This is a genomic window from Rhodococcus sp. NPDC058521 (genome assembly GCF_042719695.1).
GTDB lineage: Bacteria > Actinomycetota > Actinomycetes > Mycobacteriales > Mycobacteriaceae > Rhodococcus_F.
Map to the genome: position 1 here is coordinate 365,896 of NZ_JBHXNL010000004.1, position 18,603 is coordinate 384,498.

Genomic DNA, 18,603 nt, shown 5'->3' on the forward strand with positions numbered 1-18,603 from the left:
ATGAGTTCGCGCGAAGACACCGCACCCGAAGTCGTCCGAACAGAGGACGAATGGCGCAAGCGGCTGAGCCCCGAGGAATACGCGGTTCTCCGCGAGGCGGGCACGGAACGCCCGTTCACCGGCGAGTACACGGATACCGAAACCGCGGGCAGCTACCGGTGCCGCGCCTGTGACGCCGAGCTGTTCCGAAGCACCGAGAAGTTCCACTCGCACTGCGGTTGGCCCTCGTTCTTCGACCCAGCGGATTCGGACGCCGTGATACTTCGCGAGGACTCGTCACTGGGGATGCGCCGCGTCGAGGTGCTCTGCAAGAAGTGCCGCAGCCACCTCGGTCATGTGTTCGAGGGTGAGGGTTACCCCACTCCCACGGATCAGCGCTATTGCATCAACTCGATCAGTCTGGTTCTCGACGAGGCCTAGCGCGTCACGATGTGCGGTGGGTCGAACGCCTTGATCGGTGGGAGTTCGTCATCGAATCGTTCGATCTCGACGAGCACGTGCTGACCGGTGCAGCCGTGCGAGAGCTTGGACGTACCGATGTCCGCCGTCAGGACGTTCGGGTTACCGTGCACGCACAGTGAATCCGGGTCGCTCGGATCGAGAGGGTCGTACCAGGCTCCCGTGGACAACTGGACGACTCCCGCCCGAACGTCGGCGTCGACCACAACACCTGCGAGACATGCCCCGCGATCGTTGAAGACGCGCACGACATCGCCGGATACCAACGATCTCGCATCGGCGTCGACGGGGTTCATCCTGATCGGTTCACGGCCGTGGACCTTCGACGAGGCACTGGTTCGGCCGTGATCGAGCTGCCCGTGTAGACGTGTCCGCGGTTGATTCGCGATCAGATGGAGTGGGAACTGCCGTGCACGCGTTCCCCCCAACCATTCGACGGGCTCGTACCACCGCGGATGGCCACCACAGTCGTCGTAACCGAAACTCGCGATGTCCTCGGAGAAGATCTCGATCCGCCCACTCGGCGTACCCAGTGGGTGAGCAACAGGATCAGCACGGAAATCGCCGAACAGAACGAGGTCGTCGACCGTGCGCATCGGCCACTTGCCGAGCGCCCAGAAGTCCTCGAACTCCGGAACGTCCGCGTCGTCTGCCCGGACCGCATCCCGCCACTGTCGGTAGAGATGTTCGATCCACTCCTGTGAGGTCCGCCCCTCGGTGAACTGGTCGCCCTTGCCCATGTGAGCCGCGATCGCAGCGAAGGTGTCGTAATCGTCGCGTGCACCCTCGAAAGGGGGAACTGCCGCGTGCATCGCGACGAGCAACGGGTCGTTTCTGGTGCAGCTCAGGTCGTTTCGTTCGAGTGAAACGGTGGACGGGACCACGATGTCGGCGTGGCGCGCCATAGGAGTCCAATACGGGTCGTGCACCACTATCGTGTCGGGCCGTGCGAGCGCACGCCGCAATCTCGGGATGTCCTGATGGTGATGGAACGGATTTCCGCCCGCCCAGTAGACGAGTCGGATGTCCGGGTACGTGTACTCCCGGCCGTCGTAGTCGAAGGTCTCCCCCGGCTTCGTCAGCAACTCCGAGATCGCCGCGACCGGAACGAAGTCGGCCACCGGGTTGGCTCCCTGAGGAAAGGTCGGCAACGAATACGGAACCGGCGGGAGCCCGGGCTCGTTCATCGACCCGTAGCCGTGCCCGAAACCGCCTCCTGGAAGGCCGATCTGGCCGAGCATGGCCGCGAGCGTGACCCCCATCCAGGGCGCCTGCTCGCCATGCCGCACGCGTTGCAACGACCAGGTCACGGTGACGAGCGTGCGCGCACCTGCCATACGGCGTGCGAGCGAATCGATCGTCGACTCGGATAGCCCCGAGATACCCGCGGCCCACCGGGCCGACTTCGGCACGCCGTCGACGTCCCCCAGTAGGTACTTTTCGAACTTCGGGTATCCCACGCAGTGCGAGGCCAGAAACCCTTTGTCGTGCAGGTCTTCCGACACGAGGACGTGCGCCAAACCCAGCATGATCGCCACATCGGTGCCGGGGATCGGCTCGATGCGTTCGCAGTCGCCGTGAACGTCGTCACGTAGTGGGCTGATGGACACCACCGATCCACCACGTCGACGGACGGCGTCGAGACCGTCCCTCGTGGGATGGATGCTGTTGCCGCCGGAATTCACCGCGGTGTTCTTGACCGGTACCCCACCGAAACAGACCAGGAGTTCCGTCTCGCGTGCAATGACCGGCCATGAGGTCGACTGCTCGAACAGGGTCGAGTGGGTACCGACCACCCGGGGCATGACGACCGCTGTCGCGCCGAGCGAGTAGCTGTTCCGCGATCGGGTGTAGCCCCCGATCGTGTTGAGAAATCGGTGAACCTGGCTCTGCGCGTGATGGAACCGCCCTGCACTCGCCCATCCGTAGGATCCCCCGAATATGGACCTGTTCCCGAAGTCGGTCACCACTCGCTGCAACTCGTCGCCCAGCAACGCGGTGAGCTCGTCCCAGCCGACGGACACGAAAGAATCCGAACCGCGGGAATTGCTCGGCCCGGGTCCGTTTTCCAGCCATCCCCGCCGGACCATCGGCCCGGTGATGCGCGACTTGGACCGCACCGACCCCGGAATGTTCTCCAGGATCGGTGACGGGTCGGAATCTCCCTCGTGTGAGTGGACGGCCACGACCTCGCCGTCTCGCACCTCGGCCTCGTACATACCCCAGTGCGCCATGTGCTGATAACGCTGCATCGCACTCACCGGGCGTACTTGCCGATCAGGGAAGCGAAGCGACGAGCTTCTCCACGTCGACGCGTGGCCCCGTGAAGAAGGGAACCTCCTCGCGGACGTGCAGACGCGCTTCGGTGGCCCGCAGGTCACGCATCAGGTCGACGATGCGGTGCAGTTCGGGAGCCTCGAACGCCAGAATCCATTCGTAGTCGCCGAGAGCGAATGCGGGGACCGTGTTCGCGCGCACGTCGGGGTAGTCGCGTGCTTCCTTGCCGTGGTCCGCGAGCATCTTCCGGCGTTCGTCGTCGGGCAGCAGGTACCACTCGTACGAGCGCACGAACGGGTAGACGCAGATGTAGTTGCCGGGTTCCTCACCCGCGATGAACGCGGGGATGTGACTCTTGTTGAACTCTGCCGGGCGATGCACGGCGACGTTGCTCCACACAGGCGCGCTGGCACGGCCGAGAGCTGTCGTGCGCCGGAAGTCGGCGTAGGCGGCTTGCAGGGCCTCGATGCTCTCGGAGTGGTTCCAGAACATGAAGTCCGCATCGGCGCGCAGACCTGCCACGTCGTACAGGCCGCGTACGACGACGCCCTTGTCCTCGAGACCGTCGAAGAATTCCTTCGCTTCCTTGATCGCTGCGTCTCGGTCATCGCCGAGAACGCCGGGCTCCACCTGGAAGGCAGAGAACATCAGGTAGCGGATTTCGGAGTTGAGAGCTGCGTAGTCGAGGCGTGCCATGACCCTATCCTGCCACTCGGGAAAGCAGCCGTGTCACCGCCGTCGTTGCAGTGCGGATACACGCGGGCACTCCCACCCCGTGCAGGACTGCCCCGGCAACTTCGAGACTGTCCAGGCGACCCACGTGTTCTTCGAGCTTCTCGATTCGCTCCGTGTGGCCCCTCCCGTACTGCGGCAAACCGTCCCGCCACCGCACGACGGCCTCGTCCACGGGTTCGGCGTCGACGCCGGTCACCGTAGCCAGGTCGCGCCGAGCAGCCTCGACAAGTTCGGAGTCGGGAAGATTCACGACGCACGAGTCTCCGAACCGCCCGAACGACACGCGGACCGTCTGCACGTCACGCTCCGCGAGATGGGGCCACTTCCGACTCGACAGGGTGAACGCCTTTGCGGTGAGCTCCTCCCCCGTGGCAACCAGGATCCCCGAACTCTCCGGAAGAGCTTCCTGCGCGGAGAACGCCAACGCGACAACCGCCGACGACGCAGTCGAGATACCGCCGGCAATTTCGGCTGCACCTGGCGCAGCCTCCGTCAGCAGTTCGGCGAGCCGCGGCGCAGATACTGCGAGGACCAGTCCGTCCACCCGCCCGATCGGATCGAGCGACCACGCATTGCCGTCACGGCGCAGTCCGCGCGCCTGTGCCTCCACGAACGTCGGTCGCGCCTTGGCAGTGAGCGCATCGGTCAGTTCCGCGTAGCCGTCTCGGAATGCCCCGAACACCGGCCCCTCTCCCGCAGACGGAATGGCCTCGGCGACAGCGGCGGACAAGTTCGGAGCACCACGATCGAGGGCTGCGGCAAGCGTGGGCAGCGCCGCGCGGACACCGATGGTGTCCGCCGTACCCGAGTAGACGCCGCCGAGCAGCGGGTCGACGGATCGGCGCACCACCTGTTCGCCGAAACGATCACCCACCAGGTCGGCAACCGTCACGTCGGAACCCGGCCGCCATTCGAAGGGCCGGTCTCGCTCAGCGGTGATCCGCGCAAGGGTCCGCTCGTCGACGAGACCCGCCAAGGCTTCGGAATTCTTCGGGATACCCATGAGCGTTCCCGCGGGGAGGGCATGAGTCCGTCCGTTCGACCAGATCAGTGGGCGGCTCCCACCAGGATGAACGATCCGGCTACCGAGGCCGAGCTCGGCTGCGAGATCCGGGACCTCCGAGCGCCGCACGATGAACGCCTCGGCGCCCACGTCGAACGGGCCACCGGCAAGTCGTGTGGTTCGCAGTTTGCCACCGGCTCTGCCGGAGTCGTCGACCAGAACGATGTCCGCATCAGGCCCCAGACTCTGCCGAAGGCGGTACGCCGACACGAGGCCGGAGATTCCGCCTCCGACGACGGCGACCCGTGCCGTCACAGAGAATGCACCAGCTCCACGAGCGCAGTCAGCGCGCCGGGATCGGTGTCCGGCAAAACCCCGTGCCCCAGGTTGAAGATGTGACCGCTCGCGCCGGCCGCAACGGCTCGGTCGCCTTCCGCGATGATTCTGCGGGTCTGCTTCTCGACAGCTTCCCGGCCGGCGAACAGAACCGCCGGATCGAGATTGCCCTGCAACGCCTTGCCGGGACCCACTCGGCGAACCGCTTCGTCGAGCGGAACCCGCCAGTCGACGCCCACGACGTCGGCGCCCGCATCGCCCATCGCACCCAGCAACTCACCCGTGCCCACACCGAAGTGAATGCGCGGTACTCCCGCACTTTCGACCTCGGCGAGCACTCGCTCCGAATGGGGCAGAACGAACTCGCGATACTCGGCGGCGGTCAGCGCACCCGCCCACGAATCGAACAGCTGCACCGCATCGACACCGGCACGAAGCTGCGTCTTCAGGAAGGTGATCGTGGTGTCGGCGAGCACCCCGAGCAGGGCATGCCACGTCTTCGCATCCGAATGCATCAGTGCCTTGGTGCGCTCGTGGTTGCGGCTCGGCCCGCCTTCGACGAGGTACGAAGCCAGCGTGAACGGCGCGCCCGCGAAACCGATGAGCGGAGTGTCTCCGAGCTCGGCGGTGAGCAGCCCAACTGCCTGAGCCACCGCTCCGACCTCGTCCGCTTCGAGCCTCGGCAAAGCGGACACATCCGCGATGCTGCGGACCGGATTCGCCACGACGGGACCTGTACCGGGAACGATGTCGAGGTCGATACCTGCGGCCTTGAGGGGAACCACGATGTCCGAGAAGAGGATCGCCGCATCGACACCGTGCCGACGGACCGGCTGCATCGTGATCTCACACACGAGCGCCGGGTCGAAGCACGACTCGAGCATGCCGATGCCTGACCGGATCTCGCGATACTCGGGCAGCGACCGACCTGCCTGACGCATGAACCACACGGGGCGATGCGCCGGTGTACGTCCGGTGGCCGCCGCCAACAAGGGCGCGTCCGTCAACACCCGCCTGGCCGTGTACTCCGTCCGTTCGGTCATCCCTGCGTTCGTACTCTCCATACCGCTCATCGGTTCCCGCGCTCCTACCGGCTAGTTTCGACCGCCTCTCATGCTGCCATGTTCCGGACGGGGCTCGGGCCACGCACCCACGGCGGTCGATCGGGTGACTTCGGCGCGCCTCCGTCACCCTGTCCGAATTGGGGTCTACCGTCCGAAATCGTGACGTCTTCCGGATCCACTGCAGCCCCTGCAGAGTTCCGCGCCGCCGTCGATTCCATGGGCGCGGCGCGGGTACGTGGTGACATCGACCTCGGCCCCATTCGCCCACCGCAACGGCTGGCGCCGTACAGCTACGCGATCGGCGCGGAAGTGACCCACGACGAGTCGGCCGGTGTGCCGGAACAGTCGGAGGGCGATGCATTCGGACGCCTGATCCTGCTCCACGACCCGGACGGGGACGACGCGTGGAACGGCACGATGCGCCTGGTCGCCTACATTCAGGCTGATCTCGACGCATCCGTTGCCGGCGACCCACTGCTGCCCGAAGTGGCATGGAGTTGGTTGGTGGACGCACTCGAGGCCCGACCGGAACCGATCACGGCGCTCGGTGGGACCGTCACCGCGACGAGTTCCGTGCGATACGGCGACATCGCCGGTCCGCCACATGCCCACCAATTGGAGTTGCGGGCCTCGTGGACGGCCACGTCGTCCGAACTCGCAGGCCACGTCGAAGCGTTCTGCGAGGTACTCGCCTACGCGGCAGGCCTACCCCCCGTCGGTGTCACGCAGTTGCACAGCCTCGGCGACTGACTCCCGATTCTCGGGTTCTCGTTGGTCCCTGGTGCGGTACGCCCACTCGAGGAACCGCCCGACTGCTTGCACCACCGCGGCACTGCGGATCGAGGGAAACACGTCGAAAGCATGTTGTGCTCCACGTAGTTCCGCGTACGCCACCGGGTTGTCCGACGCCTCCCGCAGCTTCTCCACGAATACTCGCGCTTCCGCTACCGGAATGAAGGAGTCCGACCGTCCGTGCAGCACGAAGAACGGTGGTGCGTCCGCGCGCAGATGCGCCAAGGGGGAAGCGGCGCGGTAATCGTCGGGAAACTTCGCGTTCTTGCCCAGGACCATGGGCATCAGGCCGGACTTCACCCGCTGCAGGACCGGCTTGATTCCGGTGTCGCCCGCCATGTCGTAGACGCCGTAATGGGGAACGCAAGCGTGCACCGCTGTCGAGGTGTTCTCGAACCCGGGCTGCAGTTCGGGGGCATCGGGAGTGAGCCCCATCATCGCCGTCAGGTGACCGCCGGCCGAACCACCGGTCACTGCGATGAAGTCGGGGTCGCCGCCGTACCTGCCGATATTTGCCCGGACCCACGCGAGGGCCTGCTTGGCCGCGATCAGGTGGGCAGGCCAGACGGCCCGCGGCGACAACGGGTAGTTGATCGAGACGCACACCCAACCGCGAGACGCCATCTCGAGCATCAACGGGATGCCCTGCTGGTCCTTGCTGCCGATCACCCATCCGCCACCGTGAATCTGGAACAGCACGGGCGCGTCGGACGGAACGTCGTCGCGGTGGTAGATGTTCAGCCGGAATCGTCGGCCACCGGGCGCGTATCGAAGGTTCCGCACCCGCGTGACACCTTTGCGTCGCATCCAGAACGGGTCGTAGATCCGACGCCACGCCGACAGTCCCGCACGGGCGATCTTGCCGTCGCGTTCCGCGTAGTCCTCGCCCAGTTCCTCTCGCAGCGCCGACTCGCACTCGTGAGCCGCTCCTCGTCCCGTCGCGATCACGCTGCTCAGTGCCGCGACCGCCGCCGTGGACAACAGCAAGCCCACCTTGTCGCTCCGCGAACGAATCCCGTGCCGTGCGACGTGGATCGCACTGTCCGTTGCGGTCAGAGCCAGCAACTGGGGTGCAAGCTCTGCCGTGAGCCACCCCGACATGAACACGGGGACGGACAGTGGCATGCCGGGCACCGGGCGTATCGCGTTGGCCGCGAGAATGGCGCTCGAAGCCTGCCTGAGCACGAAAGTTCGGGTCATACGCGAAACTCCAATCCTGATCGGAAAACACCGTTCGACGGATCCGTTGCACCAAATACTAGAACATGTTCTAGTATTGATCCATGCAACGACTCAGTGGCCTCGACGCCTCGTTTCTCTATCTGGAAACTTCCACGCAACTCATGCACGTGTGTGGCCTCATCGAACTCGACGGGTCTACGATCCCCGGTGGATACTCGTTCGACAAGCTGAAGGCGGAACTCGCCGCGCGAACCAAAGCGATGCCGACATTCCGGCGCAAGCTGCAGGATTCGCGCCTCAATCTCGATCATCCGGTGTGGGTGGAAGACACGGATTTCGACATCGATCGCCACTGCCACCTCGTGGCGGTACCCGGCCCAGGCGGACGAGAAGCACTCGCAGATCTGTGCGGACGCATCGCCAGTCAGCCCTTGGACCGCACTCGCCCACTGTGGGAAATGTGGGTCATCGAGGGGCTGGACAACGGACACGTCGCCGTGATGTCGAAGATGCACCACGCAGGGGTCGACGGCGTGACCGGCGCGAACATGATGTCCGAACTGTGCGGCCTCACGTCCGACGCACCGCGCCGCGATCCGGCGACCATCCCGGAGGGCGCCGGCAAGGCCAGCAGCCTGGATATCGCAGTGGGAGGTCTGCTCGCGGTGGCCGCACGACCGGCCAAGCTTGCTCGACTCGTACCGGACAGCCTTGCCGTGCTGCCTCAGTGGATCGGTCGAGCCCGGCGTGGCGAGGCCATGCCCGCACCGTTCACGGCACCACGAACATCGTTCAACGGGACCATCACGGGGCACCGAAAGATCGCCTATGCCACACTCGACCTCGACAAGGTCAAGGACGTGAAGAACGCCTTCGACGTCAAGGTCAACGATGTGGTCCTGACGCTGTGCGCCGGCGCCCTGCGCGACTATCTGGACGGCCGCAACGAACTTCCCGACAAGTCGCTCGTCGCGATGGTGCCGGTATCGGTCCACGACAAGTCCGATCGTCCCGGAACCAACCAGGTTTCCGGGATGTTCACCGAACTCGCCACCCAGATCTCCGACCCCGTGCAACGACTACGCACCATCGGCGACCGCAACCCGATCGTCAAGAACCACAACGAGGCTCTCGGCGCCAACCTGTTACAGGACTGGTCACAGTTCGCCGCACCCGCGGTGTTCGGTGCCGCCATGCGCCTGTACGCGCGCCTTCGGCTCGCGGAGCGTCATCCAGTGGTACACAATCTCGTGATCTCGAACGTGCCCGGTCCGCCGGTTCCGCTGTATTTTCTGGGAGCGATGATCACCGGAATGTTCCCGCTCGGGCCGGTCTTCCACGGAGCGGGCCTGAACATCACGGTGATGTCTCTCGACGGAAAGCTGCACGTCGGTTTGGTCAGCTGCAGCGAACTGGCACCCGAATTGTGGGATCTCGCAGACGCCTTCCCTACCGCTCTCGACGAGTTGCTGACTGCCGCACACGAGCAAGAACGGAAGTAGTCGCGGCAGACAATCCCTCGGTGAACCGCGGCGCCTGCATCACACACGACGAGTGTCCACCCTCGATTTCGTATGTGGCGGCTCCGTCGATCTGGCGAGCGAGCCAGCGTTGACGGCGCGCCGGAATGATGCGGTCACGGGTCGGCACGACGACCGCGGTGGGCACATCGATGTCGCCCACCCAGTGCGTGGAATCGAACTTGCCGATCTCGGCGATCGCCCGACCCATCGCGCCGTAACTGGTCGAGGTGAACTCACGCAGAGCCCACAGCCGATCGCTCGCAGCTCCGTTCGTCTCCTGAATCGGGCCCGCCTTGGGTCGCAGAGTCCCCATCCCCGCATTGATCGTCGCCATCGCCATCTTCTCGCGTGATGCCCGTTGAAAGTGCGCGGTGGCGGCGGCGAGGACCAAGCCCTCCACACGGTCGCGGTGACGATGCCACAACAGCTGCGCGACGATAGAGCCCATCGAGTACCCGACCGGAACGATGCGTTCCACACCGAGAACGTCGGCGAGTGCGACGACATCGTCCGCACAGTCGTCCAATTCGAAGCGCGGGGATCGAATACCCCGACCGTGCCATCGCTGGTCGAGAACGATCACACGCCCCTTCTTGGCCAGCTCGCCGAAGGATGGGTACCAGGTGAGCATTCCCGTACAGGCCAAGGCGTGGAGCAGGATCAGAGTGGGGCCGTCCGACGGACCGCTGTCCACGACGTACGTGCTCCCGCGCCCGGGAATCTCGACCGTCCGGCCTTTGGGGAGTTCACCTACAGGCGCAACGGATGCGATTCTCATCTTCTTCCTCGGTGGAGCCGGAGCCAACGTAGAACAACGATCAATTAGAACATGTTTCAACGATTCTGCAACCGGTTCCACCCAGACCAAGGTTTCGATTCATCGAACGTTCACGAACGGACGTAGAGTCGATGACCATGTCCGAAGTCACCGACGGCGAAGACGATCGTCCCGCAGCACCCCTCCTCGCCCCGCGCGACGGAGTGCCCGACGTCGTCAACACAGCGGAAGGCGTGGCCAAGGCAGCTGCTGCGCTGGCCTCGGGGAACGGCCCGCTCGCGGTCGACGCCGAGCGAGCTTCCGGTTTTCGCTACTCGGCCCGCGCGTACCTGATCCAGCTGCGGCGACGCGGTGCGGGGACCGTGCTCCTCGACCCCATACCCACCAGCTCCGACCTCGCCGCACTCGCCGCGGCGATCAACCCGCTCGAGTGGATTCTGCATTCAGCAGACCAGGACCTGCCGGGGTTGGCCGAACTCGATCTCACCCCGGACCGGTTGTACGACACCGAGCTGGCCGGCCGGTTGGCCGGATTCGATCGGGTCGGCCTCGCCGCCATCGTCGAACGCACCCTCGGTTACGAGCTCCGAAAAGGGCACGGCGCCGCCGACTGGTCCAAGCGCCCACTGCCGGATTCTTGGCTCAACTACGCAGCTCTGGATGTCGAGGTACTCGTGGAGTTGCGCGAGGAGATGGCAGCGGAGCTCGATCGGCAGGGCAAAACCGAATGGGCGGCGCAGGAGTTCGAGTACATCCGGCTCGCCGGTCCGCCGAAGCCGAAGCCGGACCGGTGGCGCCGCCTCGCGCACGTGACGACACTGAAGACCGCCCGGCAACTGGCCGTGGCGCGATCCCTGTGGCAGGCACGCGAGGACCTCGCCCGCAAACGCGACGTCTCACCCAACCGAGTACTCCCCGACTCGGCGATCATCAACGCATCACGGGAGATTCCGGTCTCGATCGAGCAACTGCGGGCACTTCCGGTGTTCGGCGGACCGCGCCAGCGCCGCCATTCGCGCCATTGGCTGCACGCCATCGAGGTCGCGCGAGCACTACCCGAGGACGAACTGCCCACCAAACGTCCGGTCACCACCGGACCACCGCCGGCGAACAAATGGGCCCGCGTCGACCCGGAGGCCGCCGAAAGGCTGACGGCCGCACGCAGTTCGCTCGCCGAGCTGAGCGAAAGGGTGGCGGTGCCGGTGGAAAATCTCGTCACCCCCGAACTGGTTCGTCGCCTCTGCTGGGACTGGTCGCCTGTGGAACCGAATCGGGTCGACACCGTCGTCGAAAAGACCTTGGCGGCGGGCGGCGCCCGTCCGTGGCAACTCGAATTGTCCGTACCCGTACTGACGGATGCCCTCCGCGCAGAGTGAGCCTCGTCTCCTGATGGAGGCGGCGAGTCGGTGCTCGAGCGGCTATCACGACCGTTAAGTTACCCACCGGTAACGCTAGGGGTAGTCTGACCAACGAGGCCGGACGCCTGGCCGTGATCCGGAACCAAACAGCTCCATCAGGAGGAATTCGCGTGGCTTCATCCACCCAACGCAACGTCGTCTTCGTCGACGGCATCCGCACCCCGTTCGGCAAGGCCGGCCCGAAGGGCATGTACGCGGAGACTCGTGCGGACGACCTCGTCGTCAAGGCCATCCGTGAACTGCTGCGCCGTAACCCGCAGCTCGACCCCGCTCGCATCGACGAGGTCGCCATCGCCGCCACCACCCAGACCGGCGACCAGGGTTTGACGATCGGACGCACCGCCGGAATTCTCGCCGGTCTTCCCGAGACGGTCCCCGGCTTCGCCATCGACCGCATGTGTGCCGGTGCGATGACCGCAGTCACCACCACCGGATCCGGTATCGGCTTCGGCCAGTACGACGTCGTGATCGCCGGCGGTGTCGAGCACATGGGCCACCACCCGATGGGTGAAGGCGCCGATCCCAACCCGCGCTTCCTCGCCGACCGCCTCGTCGACCAGAGCGCCCTGGTCATGGGCAACACCGCCGAGAACCTGCACGACCGGTTCCCGAGCATCACCAAGGATCGCACCGACGCCTACGCCGTCAACAGCCAGAACAAGTACGACGCTGCGAAGAGGGCCGGCCACATCGCCGAGACCCTCGTGCCGGTCGCCACCCGTTCGGCTGCGGGCTGGGGACTCGCCACCGAGGACGAGCCGCCTCGTCCCGGCACGACCGTCGAGGACCTCGCAGGCCTGAAGACGCCGTTCCGCCCCGCCGGACGCATCACCGCCGGTAACGCAGCCGGTCTCAACGACGGCGCAACTGCTGCCCTCCTCGCAGGCGAAGACACCGCGGAGGAGCTCGACCTTCCCGTGGGCATGCGAATGGTCGGGTTCGCCTACCAGGGCGTCGACCCCGCCATCATGGGCTACGGACCCGTTCCGGCCACCGAGAAGCTCCTCGCACGCACCGGTCTGAAGATCGAGGACATCGGACTCTTCGAGCTCAACGAAGCCTTCGCCGTCCAGGTACTCGCGTTCCTCGAGTACTACGGCATCGCCGACGACGATCCGCGCGTCAACCAGTGGGGCGGCGCCATCGCGTGTGGCCACCCCCTCGCGTCCTCCGGCGTCCGCCTGATGACACAGCTCTCTCGCCAGTTCGCGCAGCGTCCCGACGTCCGCTACGGCCTGACCAGCATGTGCATCGGTCTCGGCATGGGCGGCAGCGTCATCTGGGAGAACCCGAACCACGCCGACTACAACTCGGGAGCCAAGTAATCATGTCCGACATCGCCAACGCATTCACCGACGAAGTGGTGACCAACGCGCACGCCAAGCTCGTCTCCGTCCCCGGCATCGACGGCCAGGTCGCTCTGGTCACCCTCGACAACGGGTTCGATCACACCAAGCCGTCGTCCTTCGGCCCCGGAGGCCTCGAGTCGCTGAACGCAGCCCTCGACGAGGCTTTCGACGCGAAGCCCGCCGCAATCGCGATCACCGGTAAGCCGTTCATCTTCGCTGCCGGCGCCGACCTCAAGGGCGTTCCGAGCATCACGAGCCGCGAGCAGGGCCTCGAGCTCGGCCAGCTTGGCCACAAGGTGTTCCGCCGCCTGCGCGAGTCGACGATTCCGACGTTCGCGTTCGTCAACGGCGTCGCGCTCGGTGGTGGCCTCGAGGTCGCTCTGCACAGCCACTACCGGACCGTGTCGTCCAGCGCCGGCGCGCTCGGCCTGCCCGAGGCATTCCTCGGGCTCGTTCCGGGCTGGGGTGGAACGCAGTTGCTGCCCAACCTGATCGGCGCGTCCAACGCGGTCACCGTGGTGATCGAGAACGCACTGAACCAGAACAAGACGCTCAACCCGAAGAAGGCCCTCGAACTGGGTGTCGTCGACGCCGTGTTCGGTTCGGCCGACTTCCTCGAGCAGTCGCTGGCGTGGGCCGCGAAGGTTCTCGCCGGTGAGATCACCCCCGAGCGTCCCGAGATCGACAAGGGCCAGGCGTGGGACGACGCGATCGCCCGCGCCAGGGCAGCTGTCGAGGGCAAGACGAAGAACTTCGCTCCCGGACCGGTCAAGGCAGTCGAACTCCTCGAACTGGCCAAGTCCACCGACATCACCGACGCCGCTTCGCTCGACAAAGGCTTCGCGGCCGAGGACGAGGCTCTCGCCGACCTGCTGCTGACCGACGAGCTCCGCGCCGGGCTCTACGCCTTCGACCTGGTGAACAAGCGCGCGAAGCGCCCCGCAGGTGCGCCGGACAAGTCCCTCGCCCGCAAGATCACGGGCGTCGGCATCGTCGGTGCCGGCCTGATGGCCAGCCAGCTCGCCATGCTGTTCGTCCGGCAGCTGAAGGTGCCGGTGATCCTCACCGACATCGACCAGGAGCGCATCGACAAGGGCGTCGGCTACGTCCATTCCGAGATCGACAAGCTGCAGGGCAAGGGCCGCCTGTCCTCCGACGCAGCGAACCGTCTCAAGGGTCTCGTGTCCGGCTCGCTGGACAAGTCCGCATTCGCGAAGACCGATTTCGTCATCGAGGCCGTCTTCGAGAACCTGGACCTGAAGAAGAAGATCTTCGCCGAGCTCGAGGAGTTCATCGCCCCGGAGACCATCCTGGCGACCAACACCTCTTCGCTGTCGATCACCAAGATGGCTGCCGACCTGAAGCACCCCGAGCGGGTCGTCGGCTTCCACTTCTTCAACCCCGTCGCCGTTCTTCCGCTCCTCGAGGTCATCAAGGGCGAGAAGACCGACGACGCAACCCTGGCAACGGCCTTCGCCACTGCCAAGGCACTCAAGAAGTCGGCCGTCGGCTCGGCCGACCTGCCCGGGTTCGTCTTCAACCGTCTCCTGATCCGCACCCTCGGTGAGGTCATGAACGCTGTGGACGAGGGCACCCCGTTCGAGGTCGCGGACAATGCGATCGCCGAGCTCGGTATGCCGATGACACCGTTCACCCTCCTCGGTCTCGTGGGCCCGGCGGTTGCGCTGCACACCGGCGAAACCCTTGCCGAGGCCTACCCCGAGCGATTCCACAACTCCCCCGGTCTCGAGGCCCTCGTCGAGGCCAAGAAGTCCGCGGTCTGGAGCTGGGACAGCGGCAAGCAGGAAGTCGACCCCGAGGTCGCTTCGCTGTGGAAGCAGGGCGACAAGCCGTCGACCGCCGAGGAAGTTCTCGAGCGCACGCGTCGCGCGTTCGCCGAGGAAATCCAGATCATGCTCGACGAGGGCGTGGTTGCAGCGGCCGAGGACATCGACCTCTGCCTCATCCTCGGTGGTGGGTTCGGTTTCTGGAACGGCGGGATCACCCCGTACCTGGACCGCACCGGCACCTCCGAGGCCGTCAACGGCAAGCGCTTCCTCGCCCCCGGCGTAGCCAGCGTGAAGTAGCACCCCTCTCCCCCCTGACGAATGTCACACCGGTTCGGTTCGTCCGAACGGGTGTGACATTCGTCGTTGGAGGGGCGGGTAGTTGGGGGTCGACTCGCCGGGTGTCCCGCCCCCCAACACACGAGGCGCGGCCGGTTGGGGATGACGGTGCATGTGCAATGGCAAGCATTCGGCCGACGACATCGAGAGCTTTCACGATCGGCTCGAGTCCGGCGAGGATGCGATCGATCGATCCACGTGGGCCGGTGGGATTTCCGAGTCGCGTGCCCACGCCCCACACGTGCGCATTGGGCGCGAAAAGTGCTTCAACCTGCTGTGGCTTCTTCCGATCGGTTTCGTTCTGTTCATCGTTTCGGTTACGGTCGCGAAAGGGCTGAACAACTCCCCTTTCGCCAAGGAGTTCATGCAACGACACACCGGCGACGTCGACACCCCAGCACCTGTCGGACTACCCGCATGGCTCGCGTGGCAGCACTTCTTCAACCTCTTCCTGATGATGTTCATGATCAGAGCCGGAATCGCCGATAATCCGCGGCTCTACTGGACGCGGAACAGCACGCCGGGCAGGGAGTGGTTTCGGGTGTCGAACCCCGTTCCCGAAGACCCGATGTGGACCGCCAAGGAAGACTCGGTCGGGCTACCCCGCCAGTTGGGACTTCCTGGAATCCGGCATTCGATCGGACTTGCCAGGTGGTGGCATCTGGGTGTGGACACGTTGTGGCTTCTCACCGGCGTGATTTCTACATCCTGCTGTTCGCCACGGGGCAATGGCGGCGAATCATCCAGACGGCCCGGTCGGTGCACTTTCCGGTGCTGCTCTGGTTCCTGATCTTCATCGTGATTCACTCGAGCCTCGTTGTCACCACGGGTGCATTGCGAAACCTGAATCACATGTTCGCCGCACGAGAGGACGACAGCTGGATAGGGTTCGACGTCTTCTCGATCGCCCTGTGTCTCGTGTTCGTGTGCTGGGTGGCAGCTACACCGTTCACTCTTCGACATCCGCGCGTCGTACAACGAGTGGGCTTCGCCTTGATCGGCACCGCGCAGCGCCTGTTCGAGCACGCCCGAATATCAAGCGCTGTACGACAACGCCTTTCGCGACTACCGCCTGAACGTTGGCGGCCCCGTGGACAATCCGGTCTCCGTGTCCCTGGCCGAGATTCACCGACTTCCGTCACACGAGCAGATCACCCAGCACGTCTGTGTTCAGGGCTCGTCGGGAGTTGCGAAGTGGAAAGACATCTCGATGGCGACCCTTCTCGAACTCGTAGTGCCGAAGCCTGACGCGAAGTGGGTCGTCTTCTATTCGCTCGCCGAGGGATCGGACGGCGGGATCTACTACGACGCGCACCCGATCGAACAGATGCACCACCATCTCGTCATGCTCGCCTACGACATGAACGATGCACCGCTCACCTATGGGCATGGCGTTCCACCTCCACTCCGCAACGAGAACCAACTCGGCTTCAAACAGGTGAAATGGATCGGCGGCATCGAATTCGTTGACGCGTTCGCCGAAATAGGTGGTGGCCACGGTGGATACATCGAGGACCACGAGTTCTTCGGCTATCGACAGTCCATCTGAACGGAACTCGGGTTGACACGACCACCGTCTAACGGGGAACCGCGGACACCATTCTTCCGATCATCACCTCGGCGGCCCGATCCGTGCGAAGACTGTCGCCAGTGACCATCCGGTCGAGCAGCAAACCCCGGAACGCAGCAGAAGCAACCGTTGCTTCGATCCGTGCGTCGGCGTCGTCCATACCGCAGCGCTGTAATGCGCGGGCCAACGACTGCAACAACGAATCGATTGCGTCTTCCACGAAGGCGGCGAACGGACCGGGTCGGCCGGCAGCAACACCCATGGCCTGCAGAAGGATTCGAGTACTCAGTACGTCCGGTCCCTGCGACATGGACACCCACAGTCCCCGCAACGCGTCGTCGAACTCGCCCTTCCCCCGCACTCCGTCGAACACCGCGCCGAATCGAGGATGCTGCGTGTAGAGCGCCTGGACGAGGAGTTCCTCTTTCGTCCCGAAATAGTGAACGAGCATCCGAGAACTCGTGCCCAACGCAGCTGCGAGGGGCCGCAGTGAGACGTCGGCCAGGCCGAATTCATCGATGTACTTCACGACGCCGACGAGTAGTTCTTCGCGCTTCGCGTGATCGAGTGGACGAGGCATGGAGTTGACTGTACCGGTCGCTACAGGTATCCATAGAACTCATGAATGAAGCGACCGCTACACAAACTGCCGAAGTCGTCATCACCGGGTACGTGGCATCGACGTCACTCGCCGACGACGCCGACGACACTTGGCGGCTTCTGTGTGACGGAGTCAGTGGTATCGGAGAGCTCTCGGACGAGTTCGCGAATACCCACGACCTGCCAGTCCGAATCGGGGGCAAACTCGAACTGCTCCCCGCAGACCACCTCAATCGTGTCGAAACCCGACGAACATCGTTCGTCGAACAGATCGCATTGATTCTCGTTCGCCGGTTGTGGCGTGATGCTGGACTCGACGACATGGACCGCGAACGGTTGGCAGTGTCGATCGGCACCGGACTCGGCGGCGGCGACGCCTTGGTGGCCGCGGTCGACGCGATGCGGGCGCACGGGCATCGGAAGGTGTCACCCATGTCGGTACCGATGATCATGCCCAACGGATCGGCGGCCCTGATCGGGATCGAGACCGGAGCACGAGGCGGCGTACACACCACCGTCTCCGCATGTTCTTCCGGGTCCGAAGCAATTGCCCACGGCTGGCGACTGATCGTGAGCGGTGAGGCAGACGTCGTTGTCGCCGGAGGTCTGGAAGGCCCGATCGATGCTGTACCCATCGCGAGCTTCTCGGCAATGCGAGCGATGAGCACGAACAACGCCGAGCCGGAACAGGCGTCCCGGCCATTCGATCGAGATCGAAACGGGTTCGTGTTCGGCGAGGCCGGAGCGCTGCTCGTACTCGAGAGCGAGGCACACGCACGATCGCGGAGGGCCCCGATCCACGCTCGAATCCTGGGCGCAGGAATCACTTCCGACGCACACCACATCGTTGCACCGACTCCGACCGGCGAGGGTGCGGCCCGCGCAATGCAGAAGGCTATTCGCACATCCGGCCTCACTGCCGCAGACTTCACTCACGTCAACGCACACGCAACATCGACGTCGATCGGTGATGCGTCCGAGGCTTCCGCGATCACTGCGGTGACACCGTGGGCTTCTGTGTACGCACCGAAATCAGCGCTCGGTCACTCGATCGGCGCGGTTGGGGCCGTCGAAGCCATTCTCACAGCCCTCACCGTGAAACATGCTGTCGTGCCGCCCACATTGAACTTCCACAACCCCGACCCGGGCACCGAACTCGACATCGTCGCCGGAAACGCAAGGAAGGAGCGGAACGACTACGCACTCAGCAACTCGATCGGATTCGGTGGCCACAACGTGACGCTTGCGCTCGGTAGACCCTGACCAATGTCACACCGGTTCGCCGAAGGCGAACCGGTGATGCTCCTATGTTTCGTCAAGGGCGGGTTGGGGTGTCGTTCGGTGGGTCAGGAGTTGGTAGATCTCGCGGGCGACGGCGCGTTTGAGGCAGC

16 protein-coding genes are annotated in these 18,603 nt (G+C 64.8%); 9 read left to right on the forward strand and 7 right to left on the reverse strand.

All coding sequences use genetic code 11. The features are described from left to right. Complete coding sequence (msrB, locus tag ACFWO3_RS09800; RefSeq protein WP_378576604.1) at positions 1 to 420, forward strand: peptide-methionine (R)-S-oxide reductase MsrB; 420 nt, start codon at positions 1 to 3, stop codon at positions 418 to 420. Here the strand turns inward: msrB and ACFWO3_RS09805 are convergent. From ACFWO3_RS09805 to hemE, 4 genes are read right to left on the reverse strand one after another with little or no spacing between them, the layout of a single operon-like run. Then, positions 417 to 2,711, reverse strand: coding sequence for a molybdopterin-dependent oxidoreductase (locus ACFWO3_RS09805; protein ID WP_378576606.1), 2,295 nt, complete (start codon positions 2,709 to 2,711; stop codon positions 417 to 419). The two genes, msrB and ACFWO3_RS09805, sit on opposite strands and share 4 nt — an antisense overlap. 25 nt (positions 2,712 to 2,736) lie before the next feature. Then, positions 2,737 to 3,432, reverse strand: coding sequence for a hydrogen peroxide-dependent heme synthase (gene hemQ, locus ACFWO3_RS09810; RefSeq protein ID WP_378576608.1), 696 nt, complete (start codon positions 3,430 to 3,432; stop codon positions 2,737 to 2,739). A 4-nt stretch (positions 3,433 to 3,436) separates the two neighbouring features. Next, a complete protein-coding gene (locus ACFWO3_RS09815; protein ID WP_378576611.1) occupies positions 3,437 to 4,789 on the reverse strand; it encodes a protoporphyrinogen oxidase in 1,353 nt (450 codons plus the stop codon). Continuing rightward, a complete protein-coding gene (gene hemE, locus ACFWO3_RS09820) occupies positions 4,786 to 5,853 on the reverse strand; it encodes a uroporphyrinogen decarboxylase (RefSeq protein ID WP_378576612.1) in 1,068 nt (355 codons plus the stop codon). The genes ACFWO3_RS09815 and hemE overlap by 4 nt, the downstream gene beginning before the upstream one ends. 180 nt (positions 5,854 to 6,033) lie before the next feature. Between hemE and ACFWO3_RS09825 the strand changes: the two genes are divergently transcribed. Next, on the forward strand, positions 6,034 to 6,624 hold the full coding sequence (locus tag ACFWO3_RS09825; protein WP_378576614.1) for a DUF3000 domain-containing protein: 591 nt from the start codon (positions 6,034 to 6,036) through the stop codon (positions 6,622 to 6,624). Here the strand turns inward: ACFWO3_RS09825 and ACFWO3_RS09830 are convergent. Beyond that, the gene (locus ACFWO3_RS09830; RefSeq protein ID WP_378576616.1) at positions 6,580 to 7,866 is read right to left on the reverse strand and encodes an alpha/beta hydrolase fold domain-containing protein; all 1,287 of its coding nucleotides are present in this window, start codon (positions 7,864 to 7,866) and stop codon (positions 6,580 to 6,582) included. The genes ACFWO3_RS09825 and ACFWO3_RS09830 overlap by 45 nt on opposite strands. Positions 7,867 to 7,949: 83 nt before the next feature. On the opposite strand from ACFWO3_RS09830, the gene ACFWO3_RS09835 reads away from it, so the two are divergent. Continuing rightward, positions 7,950 to 9,350, forward strand: a complete 1,401-nt coding sequence (locus tag ACFWO3_RS09835) for a wax ester/triacylglycerol synthase family O-acyltransferase (protein WP_378576618.1) — start codon at positions 7,950 to 7,952, stop codon at positions 9,348 to 9,350. Here ACFWO3_RS09835 and ACFWO3_RS09840 read toward each other — a convergent pair. Further along, positions 9,298 to 10,149: an alpha/beta fold hydrolase gene (locus ACFWO3_RS09840; RefSeq protein WP_378576620.1), complete on the reverse strand. Its 852-nt coding sequence runs from the start codon at positions 10,147 to 10,149 to the stop codon at positions 9,298 to 9,300. The genes ACFWO3_RS09835 and ACFWO3_RS09840 overlap by 53 nt on opposite strands. A 137-nt stretch (positions 10,150 to 10,286) precedes the next feature. On the opposite strand from ACFWO3_RS09840, the gene ACFWO3_RS09845 reads away from it, so the two are divergent. The 5 genes from ACFWO3_RS09845 (at position 10,287) to ACFWO3_RS09865 (ending at position 16,591) form a co-directional block, all read left to right on the forward strand. Beyond that, the gene (locus ACFWO3_RS09845; protein ID WP_378576623.1) at positions 10,287 to 11,525 is read left to right on the forward strand and encodes an HRDC domain-containing protein; all 1,239 of its coding nucleotides are present in this window, start codon (positions 10,287 to 10,289) and stop codon (positions 11,523 to 11,525) included. A 146-nt stretch (positions 11,526 to 11,671) separates the two neighbouring features. After that, a complete protein-coding gene (locus ACFWO3_RS09850) occupies positions 11,672 to 12,892 on the forward strand; it encodes a thiolase family protein (protein WP_378576680.1) in 1,221 nt (406 codons plus the stop codon). A gap of 2 nt (positions 12,893 to 12,894) precedes the next feature. Next, entirely contained in the window at positions 12,895 to 15,003 is a 2,109-nt protein-coding gene (locus tag ACFWO3_RS09855) for a 3-hydroxyacyl-CoA dehydrogenase NAD-binding domain-containing protein (RefSeq protein WP_378576625.1), read from the forward strand. Positions 15,004 to 15,154: 151 nt separating this feature from the next. Next, on the forward strand, positions 15,155 to 15,832 hold the full coding sequence (locus tag ACFWO3_RS09860; RefSeq protein ID WP_378576627.1) for a hypothetical protein: 678 nt from the start codon (positions 15,155 to 15,157) through the stop codon (positions 15,830 to 15,832). Positions 15,833 to 16,114: 282 nt separating this feature from the next. Further along, entirely contained in the window at positions 16,115 to 16,591 is a 477-nt protein-coding gene (locus tag ACFWO3_RS09865) for a molybdopterin-dependent oxidoreductase (protein WP_378576682.1), read from the forward strand. A 28-nt stretch (positions 16,592 to 16,619) separates the two neighbouring features. On the opposite strand, the gene ACFWO3_RS09870 is transcribed toward ACFWO3_RS09865, so the two are convergent. Then, positions 16,620 to 17,192, reverse strand: coding sequence for a TetR family transcriptional regulator (locus ACFWO3_RS09870; RefSeq protein WP_378576629.1), 573 nt, complete (start codon positions 17,190 to 17,192; stop codon positions 16,620 to 16,622). A gap of 41 nt (positions 17,193 to 17,233) precedes the next feature. On the opposite strand from ACFWO3_RS09870, the gene ACFWO3_RS09875 reads away from it, so the two are divergent. Next, complete coding sequence (locus tag ACFWO3_RS09875; RefSeq protein ID WP_378576631.1) at positions 17,234 to 18,475, forward strand: KasA/KasB family beta-ketoacyl-ACP synthase; 1,242 nt, start codon at positions 17,234 to 17,236, stop codon at positions 18,473 to 18,475. Positions 18,476 to 18,603 lie beyond the last annotated feature (128 nt).